The sequence below is a fragment of the Streptococcus cameli genome (assembly GCF_053207365.1).
Genome location: NZ_JBRUIM010000001.1, coordinates 462,858 through 476,132, shown reverse-complemented (window position 1 = coordinate 476,132; position 13,275 = coordinate 462,858). Strand labels below are relative to the sequence as shown.

Here is a 13,275-nt window from a genome sequence, read left to right as displayed (position 1 = left end):
GAAATCAGCCCAAGGACTGATTTCAATTATGCTTTGTAATCGAGTTTTCCACGGCATTTTCCGCACCGGAATTTGGCGGTATCAATCCGCCGTTTGCGGGGGTAAAGTTGCTGACAGCCCAAACACTGGTAGAGGTGATTGGCTCTTTTTTTGTCCTGTAATGGAGGAGCAAATCGCAGGCCGTTCACTTCCTTTAAAAGTGTCTTGAAGTCCTGATCTCCATGCTTGTAGCCTTTTTTCTCAAAATAGAGATGGTAATGGCAGAGCTCATGGCGGACAATCTGCCGAAAAATATCCAATCCGTGTTGGTCCACCATCTTGGGATTGAAGTCCAGGTGGCCATCCTTGGGAAAGAATCGGCCACCCGTTGACCGTAGGCGCTTGTTCCAATGGGCTTCGTGCAAAAAGGGTTTGCCGAAATCTTCTTGGGAGACTTGGCGAACGTAATCAGTGAGATTCACGAGGCACCACCAAGCTGAGATTAACTTTTTCACGGACGGTATCCAGTTTGTGGACCCAAACCGTCACCACGTCTCCTACGGATACGACTTGACTTGGGTGCTTGATAAAGGACTTGCTCATATTGGAAATATGAATCAGGCCATCTTCGTGAATGCCAATATCAACAAAGGCACCAAAGTCGACCACATTTCGGACTACTCCTTCTAATTTCTGGCCAATGACCAAGTCTTTGAAATCCAGGACGTCTTGACGAAGCACAGGAGCTGCAAACTCATCCCGCATGTCCCGACCTGGTTTCAAGAGGTCTGCCAAAATATCCTTCAAGGTCTCGCTACCAATGCCCAATTTTTCTGCCATCTCTTTTACCTGGACTGCCTTCAGGCTTTCTTGAGCTTGGTTATCTAGTCTTGTAATCCCTAATTCTTGAAACAGCTGGGAAACAGCCTGATAGGACTCTGGGTGAACTCCTGTGTTGTCCAGGAAGTTTTCCCCGTTTGGAATTCGCAAGAAACCAGCGGCTTGTTCAAAGGCCTTGTCCCCCAATCGTGGGACCTTTTTCAACTCTGAACGGCTGGACAGTGCCCCGTTTTCCTCACGGTATTTCACGATGTTTTCTGAGATGGTTTTATTGAGTCCAGCTACGTGAGAAAGTAAGGCAGGACTGGCCGTATTGACATTGACACCGACTTGATTGACCACCGTCTCCACGACAAATTCTAGTCCTTCAGACAATTTCTTCTGGTTGACATCATGCTGGTATTGGCCGACACCAATGGATTTAGGATCGATTTTAACGAGTTCAGCCAATGGATCTTGGAGCCTGCGGGCAATGGAAATGGCGGAGCGTTTTTCAACCGTCAAATCTGGAAACTCGTGACGGGCCAAATCCGAAGCCGAATAGACAGAAGCCCCGCTTTCATTGACGATGACATAGCTCACATCTGGAAAATCTTGAAGAATCTCAGCTACAAAACTCTCAGATTCGCGACTGGCTGTCCCATTTCCGATGGCAATGATCTCAACCGCATATTGGCCCAACAAAGCCGCCAAGTCCTTTTTAGACTGGGCGATTTGGCCAGCTGAGGCTGGTTTGACTGGGTAGATAACCTGGGTCGTCAAGAGCTTCCCTGTCGCATCAACGACCGCCAACTTAGCCCCAGTCCGAAAGGCAGGGTCAAAGCCCAAAACAGTTTTGCCTTTTAATGGTGGTACCAAGAGCAGGTTGCGTAGGTTTTCTGAGAAGAGGGAAATAGCCCCTTCTTCTGCGGCTTCGGTTAACTCAGTCCGAATGCGGCGCTCCATAGCCGGAAGGATTTTTTTCTTGACGGCTTGTTGAATGGCTTCTTCGATGTAGGCATTCTTTTGAGGGAAGCGGACGGCAAAAAAGCGGAGCATCTTTTCAAGATTGTGCTCAAAGCCAACTTTCAAGGCCCCTAGCTTTTCACCACGGTTCAAGGCCAGGGTCCGATAGCCTTGCATATCAGCCACTTTTTCAGAGAAATCATAGTACATCTGAAAGACCAATTTCTCATCGGCTGCCTGATCTTTCAAACTAGAGACCAAAACGGAATACTGCAAGATTTCCTGATAGGTCCATGCCCGTAATTTGGTGTCCTCTGAAATGGCTTCGGTCAAAATATCGACTGCCCCTGCCAGACAAGCTGCGGCTGTATCAAATCCCTCGCATATAAAATCAGCAGCCTGTGTTTCCAAATCGCCTGTGTTTTGTAAGATAAGCCGGGCCAAGGGAAAGAGACCTGCCTCTTTGGCAATGGTCGCCTTGGTGCGGCGTTTTTCCTTATAAGGAAGATAGAGTTCTTCCACATCGGCTAGTTTTTCGGCTTCTTCAATTGCTTTTTGCAAGTCTGGAGTTAATTTGCCCAGTTCTTGAATCTTGGCCAAAACCGTCTCTTTTCGATCAGCCAGCGCAGTCAAACTCTTGTCCAAATCGATAATGGACTTGATTAACACTTCATCAAGGTTGCCAGTTGCTTCCTTTCGGTAGCGGGCAATAAAGGGAATGGTGTTGCCTTCTGCTGTCAAGGCTAAGACCGTATCAATTTGTTTTAAGCTGACGCCCACTTCTTGGGCAATTGTTTCGTATTTTTTATCCATGACCCTATTATATCATAAGTCCCCATTGACGAAGCCTTCCTTTTTCACTAAAATAGAGAAAAACAGGAGGATTGGTATGCACTTATTTCAAGAGATGGAACAATTATAAGTCCAAGAAGCAGCTGGATGGATTATGCCCATGAATTGGCAAGAGACACCACAAGAAATAGCCCCAGCTGATTTGGACCATTTTGCTCAGAACATGCTGGGCTTGCTGGTTGAGTGGTTCCTAAAGTGTTCCCAAATCTATCTCTTTCAGCTCCAAGAAGAAGAGTTGGTTGCCATGGCATCTTGGCGTAAAGAAGACATCATCGAAGCCCTCTATCTTGCCTTGACAGACCAGATAGGAAAAATCTATGTCTATCTCAAAGACTGGAAGAGCCTGCTGATTTTAAATGGCCAACAGGCCTGTCCGCTTTATGCAAGCGATCCTCAGATATTGGAAGGCCTAAAAACGGATTGCCTCCGCAATCAACTGGACTTGCGAGACAACAATCCAATTTAGATGTTACAACAAAAAGAGCCCGATGCAATCAGGCTCCTATCCTCCCAGATAGATTAAGGGGTTAAATTGATTTGTTTGGTAAGGCGTTCGATTAAGATGGCTCCTACCAAGAGGGAAGCTAATTCTCCTAGACCAGTTGTCAACCAGGTAACGAAAAATGGGCTGTCAAACAAGATTTTCAATTCTAAGGCAATGGTAAACATGCTAAGAGAAAAGAAAATAGAAAAATAAAAGAATGCTTTGTTAAACAAGCCGTCCAGAATCCGTTGATCCATGTATTTCTCAAAGAGAAAGACACCTAAAGTAACGAAGATAAGCGTCGAAAATCCACCAACAAAGACATCCACAATCCCATAACCAATAAAGTTTGCAATCATACAACCAATTGTCAGACCGGTGATGTATTTCTTGTTGTAAAAGGCTAGGAAGTTCAACATTTCGGCAATCCGAAATTGGTAAGCACCATAAGAAATGGCGTTTAAGGGTGGGGTGATGGTTAACACCACATAAATTGCCGCAACAAGGGCGATTTGCACCATGTCACGCGCGTTCCATTTATTCGTTTTCATCTATTCTCCTTTGGCGGCTAAACCGCTTGTAATATGCTTGGCTAAAGGGAGGAAGTGCCAAGGGTTGCTGCTGCAACGTTGTCTAGTATAGCACATTCTTAAAAAAAATGGTAGACTAGTTCTATGAAACAATTAAAAAAAATAATCACAAATGAAATTTTCCTCTATTTAGTTTTTGGCGTCGCTACAACTGTTGTCTATATGGTATCACGTAGCCTCTTGTTCAAATGGATTCCTTCTATTGAAGTTGTCGTATTGCTAGCAAACAGCATTGCGATTGCTTTTGCCTTTGTGACCAATGACAGCATCGTCTTCAATCAACAGCGGACGGGTTGGCAAAAACGGTTTGTCAAATTTCTTTCTGCTCGTCTCGCAACGCTTGTCTTGGATATTTTTCTAGCCTTTCTCTTGGTCAGAGCTTACCCACATCTCATCGGGCAATTTGTGCAAGGAAATCCTGAACAAATCAATTTCATTGCAGGATTGATCGCTCAAGTACTGGTCATTGTGGCCAACTATGTCCTCAGTAAATTATTTGTCTTCAACGAAAAACAGCCTCATCTCAATTAGGCTGTTTTGTTGTTTGTTGGCATTTATCGGATTCTGACAAGTGGTTGATTTTTCGTTAAGTGCATGATGTCCCCAGAAACGCCAAAATAGCTTTCTACTAATTCCTTCAAAGCCTCCATCGCTGCTATTGCAACTTGTTTTTGGGAGCCTGTCACTGCTTCAATGACCAAAACGGCTTCAGTTGTATCTTCTGTCAACATGGTTCGCTGGGCTTCTCTCCAATTGAAATTGCGGCAGATTGCACCAGCAGCATCATAATAGATGATTTCTTCTGGTAAAGCCGGTGAATCTTCTTCTGCACCAAGTGGGAAAAAGGATTCTCCACCCTTGGCCTTGCCCAATTTCATATCACCTTCAATCTTGTCTACATCTTCTCCACCACATGGCAAACCATATGATAAAGAGATGCTATTGTACAAATCAACTAGTGGATTGATTGGTTGAAACTCTCGGTTTTGACTGACTCTTTTTAGAAGTGCTTCAATTGAGGAGCGTGTCCCTTTTTTGGTTTTAAATTGACCAAATGCCTCACGCCACTCTTTGACCACCCTATTTTGCGCAAAGGAATCCTCTGTTATAAACTGCTCTGCTTTTTGACTTGCCTCTGCTAACAACTCTGTAAAATAAGCCGTTTTTGAAGAGTCTATGTGGTTGTCTATGCCTGAGATAAATAAGACAGAGATCAGTCCTTCTGGAAATACATCCCAAAAGCTTTCTTTAACAATAATATTCATGGTGTCCTCCTTTAATAGATCCGTTTTTTTCCATTTTTGACACGTTCCCAATCTGAAACAATGGCCTCGCCAGCTTTCAAGAGAAGTCGATAAAGGCAGTCGGCTTCTTCTGGCGTCAGAGCTGAACACAGTTGTTGTTCTGAATAGGCATGCTCCCGTAAGACAAAGCATGCTAGCTCCTCGCCTTTTTTTGTGGCAAATAGAGGCTTATTTTTGCGGTTTGTTTCAGACAAGACACGTTTGACAAGGCCGTTCAACTCTAGTTTTCTAACAGCGCGTGCCACTGTTGAGCGATCAACCTTTAGAATATCTGATAATTCTTCTTGTATCAGACCTGGTTGTTCGTAGATCCGCACCAAATACAAATACTGTCCCTTTGATAAGTCGATATCCCGAAACTCATAGTTGGCAATGGAATCCAAACTTCTTGCTATTTTTCCAATTTCTCTACTAATCATCTGTCCTCCTCTTTTTAGTATATCATTTTTTATTGCAAATGCAACAAAAAAACAAAAAATAGAAAACTATCCCATCGGATAGTTCATTCTTCTACTGTTTCTTCTGATACGGTAAATCTGGCCCGGATACGATTAAAGACAGAAACGACATCTCCGTTTCGTGTATAAAAGTCATCGCAGTACAAACTTTGCACTGTTGCGTTTAAGACTGCTCCTGTGATTAGGACATTAGCCATAAAGACAAACCAGAGCATCATGACCAAGATGACAACTGCTGTCACAAAACGAAAGTCCATGAGGCGATCTGCATAAGATTCAACGTAAATAGAAAATAACCGTCCCACTGTCCCCATCACCAGCATCACAAATAAAGCACCAGGTATGGCATAACGAATCTTGCCTATTTTTACGTTAGGCGTAACATAGTAAAGCATGACCAAGGCCAAAAAGAGGGTCACATAAATGACAGGCGTCGTATAGTCCATGAGCGTTAAAAAGCTCCCATCGCCAATTTCCAAGAGTCGGTAAATATTGCGAATGGCTGTATTTCCAAAAGTAATCATCAAGACACTCAAGGTAATAATCATCTGCAGCGCAATTCCCAAGGAAATTCCCACCAAGTGTGTAATGATAAAATCCCGGTGTTCCGTCACTCCGTAAGCCTTGTTAAAGGCTTTTTGGAGGATATTCATGCTTCTAGAAATCGTCCACAAGGTCGTTGCAATCGAAATCCCAATCCAAGAAGAGGAGGGCTTGGTTAAAACAGACTCCAGCATGCTTTTGACCGTCGGCATAAGCTGTTCTGGGAAAAAATCCTTTGATAAGGCTAGAATCTGCTCAACATCAAATTGAAAATAGGGCAGCAAGCTAGCCAACATCATCAAAATCGGGAAGACCGAAATCAAGATGTAATAGGCCACTCCGACACTGGTTATATCAATATCTGCCGAGGTATATAAGGAAATAAAAGAAGTAAAAAATTGTTTCCACTTAGGTTTTTTTGTTCTTTTCGTCACGCTTTTTCTCTTTCAGCTACTGGCTAATAGGTGCCTTCTTCTCCCTGACTGGTTAGGATTTTAGGACCGTCTTTGGTAATCACAAATTGGTGCTCGTATTGACAAGACAGGCCGCCATCTAGGGTCTTATGGGCCCAACCGGTCTTCATATCTGTATCAATTTCCCAGGTTCCTGTATTGATCATGGGCTCAATGGTCAAGACCATTCCTTCTTTGAGGCGTAAGCCACGGCCTGAACGGCCAAAGTGAGGAACCATCGGTTCTTCGTGCATGGTGGGACCAACTCCGTGTCCTACCAAATCTTGTACCACCCCGTAACCACGGCTTTCTGCGTGTTCTTGAATGGCTGCTCCGATATCACCGATGCGGTTACCGACTACGGCTTGTTCAATTCCGATATAGAGGCATTCTTTGGTGACAGTCATCAAGTCTATCACTTCTTGTGAGACTTGACCAACTGCATAAGCCCAACACGAATCCGCCAATCCACCTTTGTAGGCTGTTGTGTGTGTTTTCATTTGGGCAACATTGTTAAAGTTTAACTTGGAAACATCCAAAACAGACTTGTCAATCGGCTCTGATAGCACCATGTCTACCTTCAAGAGATCCCCTTCTTTTAGGATATAATGACGGGGAAAGGCATGGGCTACTTCATCGTTTAGACCACAGCAAGTGGCATAAGGATAGTCCATGATGTGACCATCAACACCGATTTGTAGCGGTAGTACATTTTCTTCTTTGCAGCGTCTGCGAACATATTCTTCGACTTCCCACATGTCCAAGCCTGGCTTGATTAAGTCACGGAGACCGATATGGATACTGGCTAAAATATCGCCAGCTCGGTCCATTGCTTCAATTTCTCTTTGTGATTTTAATGTAATCATATCATTCTTCCTCTTTTAACATCTTGTATAGCTCTTTTTTTGTAAATTGAAATTGGAGGTAGTCCCGCATCTGATGGGTGTAGCGATCGCTCCCCTTGTACTGTTTGACAAACTGATAACCTGCCTTTTTCGCTACTTGTTGGCTGGCCTTGTTTTCCAAATGGGTCATCAGCGTCAACTCTTTAAAATCCATGTGGGCTAGAGCCAGATAAGAAACAGTTTTCAGTGCTTCGCACATCAATCCTTGACCCCAATAGGTCCTTGATAGGAAATACCCTATTTCTGCTACTGCTTTTTTCTCTGAAATCATTTCAAAGGAAAGAGCACCAATCAATTGCTGGCTTCTTTTATCGACCACGGCCCACTTCCCTAAGGGATTTTTTAAGAAGAAACTCACCAGTAGTTCGGTTGCTTCTTCTTGGCTTGCCCGACTGGGAAATACAAAGGGCAGTGCTGCATCTACTCCTACAATCTGATAAAAAGCCTCTCTATCTTCATAGGAAAAGGGCCTTAAGACCATTCGCTCTGTTTCAAACAGAGAATAGTGGGCTAGTTTTGTCCACAAACTCATTTGTGCATCCTCATTTATAGAAAGAGAGCAAGAAGCATGGATTGTCTCTCGCTAGCTTTCTTGCTCTATTGTTTCATCTTCTAGCAGCTGAATGTCTGCACCCAGGTCTTGTAATTTTTCGATGATATTGGAATAGCCTCGAAGGATAAATTCAATGTTGGTAATTTCGGTCTGACCTTTTGCCATCAAACCTGCAATCACCATGGCTGCTCCTGCACGCAAGTCCGTTGCCTTGACCTTTGAACCTGTCAAGGGTTGACTGCCTTTGTAGGCAATGTAGTTGCTCCGAGTGGAAATGTCTGCACCAAAGCTAGCCAGTTCTGCTACGTGGCCAATTCGTTTTTCATAAATGGTATCAATGATGCGGCCGCTTCCCTCTGCCTTTAACAAGAGCGGAGTAATCGGTTGCTGCAAATCAGTGGCAAAGCCTGGATAAGGCGCTGTCTTGATAGAGACTGCCTTTAAATAATCCTGTTTTTCCACATAAACACTGTCTTCTGAAATGGTCATGCGAACACCCATTTCCTCTAACTTGGCAATATAAGACTCCAAATGCTCATACAAGACATTGTCGATTTGAATCCCTTCACCAACTGCTGCCGCAAGCGCAATATAGGTCCCTGCCTCAATACGGTCTGGGATGACTTGGTGGCGTGTGCCGTGTAAACTCTCTACTCCATCAATCGTGATCACATCTGTTCCAGCACCCCGTACATGGGCTCCCATGTTGTTAAGCAGAGTCGCTACATCAATGATTTCTGGTTCTCGTGCCGCATTTTCAATCACTGTTCGACCACTTGCTTTGACTGCTGCTAACATCGTGTTGATAGTCGCACCTACGCTAACGGTATCCATGTAGATGTGCGCTCCACGAAGTGTTTTGTCTGCTGCAATAAGGTGCATATTATTGCCTTCATAGGTCACTGCTGCGCCCATTGCTTCAAATGCCTTGAGGTGCAAGTCAATCGGACGTGGTCCCAAATCACAGCCACCTGGAAGACCGACAACAGCTTGACCAAAGCGCCCTAAGAGCGATCCATAGAAATAATAGGATGCACGAAGACTATTGATCTTGCCAAAGGGCATTGGAACATCTTGCACGCCACGTGGATCAATTTCCAGTGTTTCGCCATCTTGACGGACAGTGGCGCCCATCGTTTCTAAAATATCAATTAAACTATCTACATCTGAAATGGCAGGTACCCCATCCAGTGTCACTACCCCATCACTTAGAATAATCGCTGGAATCAAGGCAACAACTGAATTCTTTGCACCACTAACGGTTACCTTGCCTTTTAAGGGAGTCCCTCCCTTAATTACAATTCGTCTCATACAAACTAATCACTTTCTGATATTCGCCAAAAATAGGCATACAGTTTATTGTATCATACTATTAGAAAATTAGCTACTATTCTAGTTTTTAAGCTCTTTTTTACAAAGAAGTCCCTCGTTAGCCAAAAAAAGAGTATCTGTTTTTATCCAGATACTCTTTAACACAATAGAAAGCAAAACTGTTTTTCTTCTGGTTATGATAAGGATGAAAAACGTTTTTTAAGGAAAGCATAAGCAGTTAATAGAACGAGGCCAATTCCGCCTAATAGGGTCAGGAAAGGACTGTTTTTGGTACCTGTTTGTGGTAAGACCTTCATACCAGGCTCCCCTGATTTTACTTGAATAGAAGATGTTTGGCGCAAACCATTTGCATCCCCATCTCCTTCGCTCGGCTGTATATTGGCTGCTGTTTCTTTTGTACCAACTTCTACAACTTCTGTAACAGCAGCCTTGATAACCTGGCGACTAATTTCCTTGCGACTGGTTTCCACGCCATCGGTATAGGTCACTTCATAGGTGATTGCCACCTCTCCCGCTTGACCTTTTGTCTTGATTCGGCGCTCACCTTTTGGCAACGATGGATTCTGCTCCTCTTTGATGTCAAAAGGAATAGGGCTATTCAGTACCTCTTCTTTTGTGGAAACAAGAGGATTTGGTGCCAATTCTTTTGTACCAACTTCTACAACTTCTGTAACGGCAGCCTTAACAACCTGTCGGCTAATTTCCTTGCGACTGGTTTCCACGCCATCGGTATAGGTCACTTCATAGGTGACGGCCACCTCTCCTGCTTGACCTTTTGTCTTGATTCGGCGCTCACCTTTTGGCAATGATGGATTCTGCTCCTCTTTAGTTTCAAAGGCAATAGCCTCTTTTTGGATTTCTGTCTTGACTTCGGTTTTTGTTCCTGTGTCAGTTTTTACAATTATTTTGTTGCCTTTTTCTAAATGCGGTTTCAAAGTATCGGCGATGGACTGTTTCTGCACATACACAACCGTTTCAGCTGGAATGGCTAAGCTCTTAGCTTCCACTTTCCAGTCTGAGCTATCTGTCAAGAAATGAACTTCTTTTAAAGAGTCCAAATTACCGGATAAAAAGTTAGCTGGAAGATGAGTGACTCCTTTTCCGAATGTGATTTTTTCTAATTTTGGCAATCCGTTAAATGGGTATACTCCAAACTCCGAAACCTGATTTGGAATCGTCAATTCCTTTAATTCCATATCTTCATAAAAAGCGAGGCGCCCAATCTTTTTCAAACTATTTGGCAATGCAATACTTTCAACATTGATGGTCGCTGCAAAAGCAAAGGTTGGAATTTCTTCAATCCCTTCTCCTATGCTAATTTTCTTTAAGGTCGTATTGTTATTGAATGCATAAGGCGATAAAGACTTGGTGGCATTTGGTGTTGCAAAGGTCTCTCCTGGTTTTTGAGCAGGATAATAGAGCAAACTCTCTAATCCCTTAGTATACAGAACACCATCTTGCGATTCATAACGTTCATTTCCTTCTGCGACATGAACAGCTTTAAAACCAGACGACAAAGCAAATGGTTTTTCCCCGATATGATTTAGGGTTTTGGGAAGAATCAATTCTTCTAATTTTGGCAAGCTCGCAAATACTTCATTTCCGATACTGTTTAGGCGTGAGCCTTCTTCAAATGTAAAACTTGTTAAGCTTTCATTGAAATTAAAAGCCCGATTTCCAATTGTTTCAACAGAAGCTGGGAGCTGGAAACTTTGCAGATTGGTAAAGGAAAAAGCACCATCTTCTATTGTTTGCAATTGACTGCCTGCTTCAAAGGCAATCGTTCGTGCATTGCTAGCCTTAAATCCATTTTTCTTGATGAGAGTTACTCCTTTTGGTACTGTAATCGCCGCAGGGTAATAGGTCATCATTCCAGATTCATCTGCATAATAGGCCAAGGCTTCTTCACCAATAGCAGTAACCGTATAGGTTGTGCCATCAATCGTCACTTGAGATGGCACGGTATAGGGCTGACCATCTTGTTCACTTTTAAATTCAATGGGGTACAGACCATTTCCTAGCTGAACAGTTGGGTGCTCGCCTAAACTCAAGACCTTAAATTTCACACCGTTTTCGACTAAAACCTTTCCAACAGATACAGCCTCATTACTAGAACTTGTCTCGCTACTTTCTGCTTCAAGGACAGGAAGAGTCGTACTAGCTTCTGAATGACTATCCTCGCTCAGCGTTTCACTAGTTCCGACAACGGCTTCCATTGCCGAATTGCTAGTAGGGGGTTCTTCAGCCAAAACAAGAAGCGGTTGGGCCAACTGAGACGTCAGCAAGGTTGCAACAGTCGTTAAATAAACAATTTGTTGTCTTTTCATATCAATTCCTAACTAAATAAAACAAAATGATGAAACAATAAACTGCGAGCTCTTTCAGTTTATTCTTCCTCACAATTCTTGAGAAACCATTTTCCAGTAAAAGAGGATTGCATTTCTCAGTAGAATTGGTTCGAAAAAGTTGTTAACAAGCTTTTTCTCTTGTTTTCCAGTATAGCACCACTTGTTTATTAAGTCAACTTAATTTTTTATTTAATCATACCTAATTATTTTAAAAACAAAAAAAGAGAGAGGATTTTTCCTCTCTGTTACCTATTGTTACAAAACAGCCACTTTCAGAGCTTCTACCTTGTCAAGACGCTCCCAAGGAAGGTCAATGTCTGTCCGACCCATGTGGCCATAGGCTGCTGTTTGTTTGTAAATCGGACGTTTCAAATCCAACATCTGAATGATACCTGCAGGACGAAGGTCAAAGATAGTTCGAACTGCTGCTTCTAACTGACTCTCAGAAACTGTGCTGGTGCCAAAAGTATCGACACGAACAGATACTGGATGAGCTACACCAATGGCATAGGCCAACTGCACCTCTGCCTTGTAGGCCAAGCCAGCCGCGACGATATTTTTAGCAATATAGCGTGCTGCATAGGAAGCAGAGCGGTCTACTTTTGTCGCATCCTTACCTGAGAAGGCACCGCCACCGTGACGGGAATAGCCTCCGTAAGTATCAACAATAATCTTACGACCTGTTAAACCAGAATCCCCTTGTGGGCCACCGATGACAAAACGACCGGTCGGGTTGATAAAGAATTTTGTTTCATCATCTAAATACTGAGCAGGAATGACTGCCTGAATAACTTGTTCGATTACATCTTTGCGAATCTGTTCATTGGTGGCTTCTGGATCGTGCTGGGTAGAAATGACCACCGTGTCTACTCGAACTGGTTTGTCATTCTCATCATATTCAACGGTCACCTGTGATTTGGCATCTGGGCGTAGGTAACTAATGGTTCCTGATTTGCGAAGCTCTGCCAATTTTCGCACCAATTGATGAGATAGTGAAATCGGCAATGGCATGAGTTCTGGTGTTTCGTTAATCGCAAAACCAAACATGAGCCCCTGGTCGCCCGCTCCAATCAAACTCAATTCATCTTCTTGACCTTCCCGCACTTCCAAGGCCTCATTAACTCCTTGGGCGATGTCTGGCGACTGCTCAATCAAGGATGGGTGTACCCCAACTGATTCTGCCGCAAAACCATAGTCTGCATTGGTGTAGCCAATCTCAGCAATAGTATCGCGGACTACGCGGTTGATGTCCACGTAGGCAGTTGTTGAAATTTCCCCAAATACATGGACCGATCCTGTATAAACCGCTGTCTCTGCTGCGACGTGAGCGTCTGGATCCTCTGCTAAAATGGCATCCAAAATGGCATCTGAAATCTGGTCTGCAATCTTATCTGGATGCCCCTCCGAAACTGATTCAGACGTAAATAATTTCCGTTCTGACATAAAATGTCCCCCTTTTAAAAATAGTGTTTTTGCTGAGAAACCACCCCGTTTCTTTTTTATCGCAACACTATGGCCATCTAAAAAGAGAAAAGTTTGGGTTTCTTAACGAGTTAAAAAGTTACAAAGAACTGGCAAAGAGCAACTCTGCCACCTTTTCGGGACTTATTAACTCCTTTATTGTACCATATCTTTGGGCAGAAAAAAGAGAAAAGCTATTTTTTTCGACAGGATAATGCAAAAAAAGACC

General features: G+C 43.4%; 13 protein-coding genes and 1 riboswitch. Of the genes, 2 read left to right on the top strand and 11 right to left on the bottom strand.

Annotated features, from left to right (window positions below; translation table 11 throughout):
- Positions 1 to 26 precede the first annotated feature (26 nt).
- Positions 27 to 461 (bottom strand): SprT family protein, encoded by a 435-nt coding sequence (locus ACVR1I_RS02435; protein WP_447442458.1) that lies wholly within the window; start codon positions 459 to 461, stop codon positions 27 to 29.
- The gene (locus tag ACVR1I_RS02430; protein ID WP_447442457.1) at positions 448 to 2,577 is read right to left on the bottom strand and encodes a Tex family protein; all 2,130 of its coding nucleotides are present in this window, start codon (positions 2,575 to 2,577) and stop codon (positions 448 to 450) included. Before ACVR1I_RS02430 ends, ACVR1I_RS02435 begins: the two co-directional genes overlap by 14 nt.
- Before the next feature lie 133 nt (positions 2,578 to 2,710).
- On the opposite strand from ACVR1I_RS02430, the gene ACVR1I_RS02425 reads away from it, so the two are divergent.
- Positions 2,711 to 3,082: a hypothetical protein gene (locus ACVR1I_RS02425; protein ID WP_447442456.1), complete on the top strand. Its 372-nt coding sequence runs from the start codon at positions 2,711 to 2,713 to the stop codon at positions 3,080 to 3,082.
- Between the two features lie 53 nt (positions 3,083 to 3,135).
- Here the strand turns inward: ACVR1I_RS02425 and ACVR1I_RS02420 are convergent, their stop codons facing one another.
- Entirely contained in the window at positions 3,136 to 3,651 is a 516-nt protein-coding gene (locus ACVR1I_RS02420) for a QueT transporter family protein (RefSeq protein WP_447442455.1), read from the bottom strand.
- Positions 3,649 to 3,746: riboswitch (PreQ1 riboswitch) on the bottom strand. Its footprint overlaps the gene before it by 3 nt.
- 28 nt (positions 3,747 to 3,774) lie before the next feature.
- Here ACVR1I_RS02420 and ACVR1I_RS02415 point away from each other — a divergent pair.
- Positions 3,775 to 4,221 (top strand): GtrA family protein, encoded by a 447-nt coding sequence (locus tag ACVR1I_RS02415; protein WP_447442454.1) that lies wholly within the window; start codon positions 3,775 to 3,777, stop codon positions 4,219 to 4,221.
- A gap of 23 nt (positions 4,222 to 4,244) precedes the next feature.
- Here the strand turns inward: ACVR1I_RS02415 and ACVR1I_RS02410 are convergent, their stop codons facing one another.
- From ACVR1I_RS02410 to metK, 8 genes are all read right to left on the bottom strand, one after another.
- Complete coding sequence (locus ACVR1I_RS02410) at positions 4,245 to 4,955, bottom strand: B3/B4 domain-containing protein (RefSeq protein WP_447442453.1); 711 nt, start codon at positions 4,953 to 4,955, stop codon at positions 4,245 to 4,247.
- Between the two features lie 11 nt (positions 4,956 to 4,966).
- Positions 4,967 to 5,413, bottom strand: a complete 447-nt coding sequence (locus ACVR1I_RS02405) for a MarR family winged helix-turn-helix transcriptional regulator (protein WP_447442452.1) — start codon at positions 5,411 to 5,413, stop codon at positions 4,967 to 4,969.
- An 83-nt stretch (positions 5,414 to 5,496) separates the two neighbouring features.
- Complete coding sequence (locus ACVR1I_RS02400) at positions 5,497 to 6,429, bottom strand: YihY/virulence factor BrkB family protein (protein ID WP_447442451.1); 933 nt, start codon at positions 6,427 to 6,429, stop codon at positions 5,497 to 5,499.
- A 23-nt stretch (positions 6,430 to 6,452) separates the two neighbouring features.
- The gene (locus tag ACVR1I_RS02395; RefSeq protein ID WP_447442450.1) at positions 6,453 to 7,313 is read right to left on the bottom strand and encodes a methionyl aminopeptidase; all 861 of its coding nucleotides are present in this window, start codon (positions 7,311 to 7,313) and stop codon (positions 6,453 to 6,455) included.
- A 1-nt stretch (position 7,314) separates the two neighbouring features.
- A complete protein-coding gene (locus ACVR1I_RS02390) occupies positions 7,315 to 7,884 on the bottom strand; it encodes a GNAT family N-acetyltransferase (RefSeq protein WP_447442449.1) in 570 nt (189 codons plus the stop codon).
- A 51-nt stretch (positions 7,885 to 7,935) separates the two neighbouring features.
- Complete coding sequence (gene murA / locus ACVR1I_RS02385; protein ID WP_447442448.1) at positions 7,936 to 9,216, bottom strand: UDP-N-acetylglucosamine 1-carboxyvinyltransferase; 1,281 nt, start codon at positions 9,214 to 9,216, stop codon at positions 7,936 to 7,938.
- Positions 9,217 to 9,410: 194 nt separating this feature from the next.
- Positions 9,411 to 11,564 carry a G5 domain-containing protein gene (locus ACVR1I_RS02380; RefSeq protein ID WP_447442447.1) on the bottom strand — a complete coding sequence of 718 codons (2,154 nt, stop codon included), beginning with the start codon at positions 11,562 to 11,564 and terminating at the stop codon, positions 9,411 to 9,413.
- A 276-nt stretch (positions 11,565 to 11,840) separates the two neighbouring features.
- Entirely contained in the window at positions 11,841 to 13,028 is a 1,188-nt protein-coding gene (gene metK, locus ACVR1I_RS02375; RefSeq protein WP_447442446.1) for a methionine adenosyltransferase, read from the bottom strand.
- Positions 13,029 to 13,275: the final 247 nt, after the last annotated feature.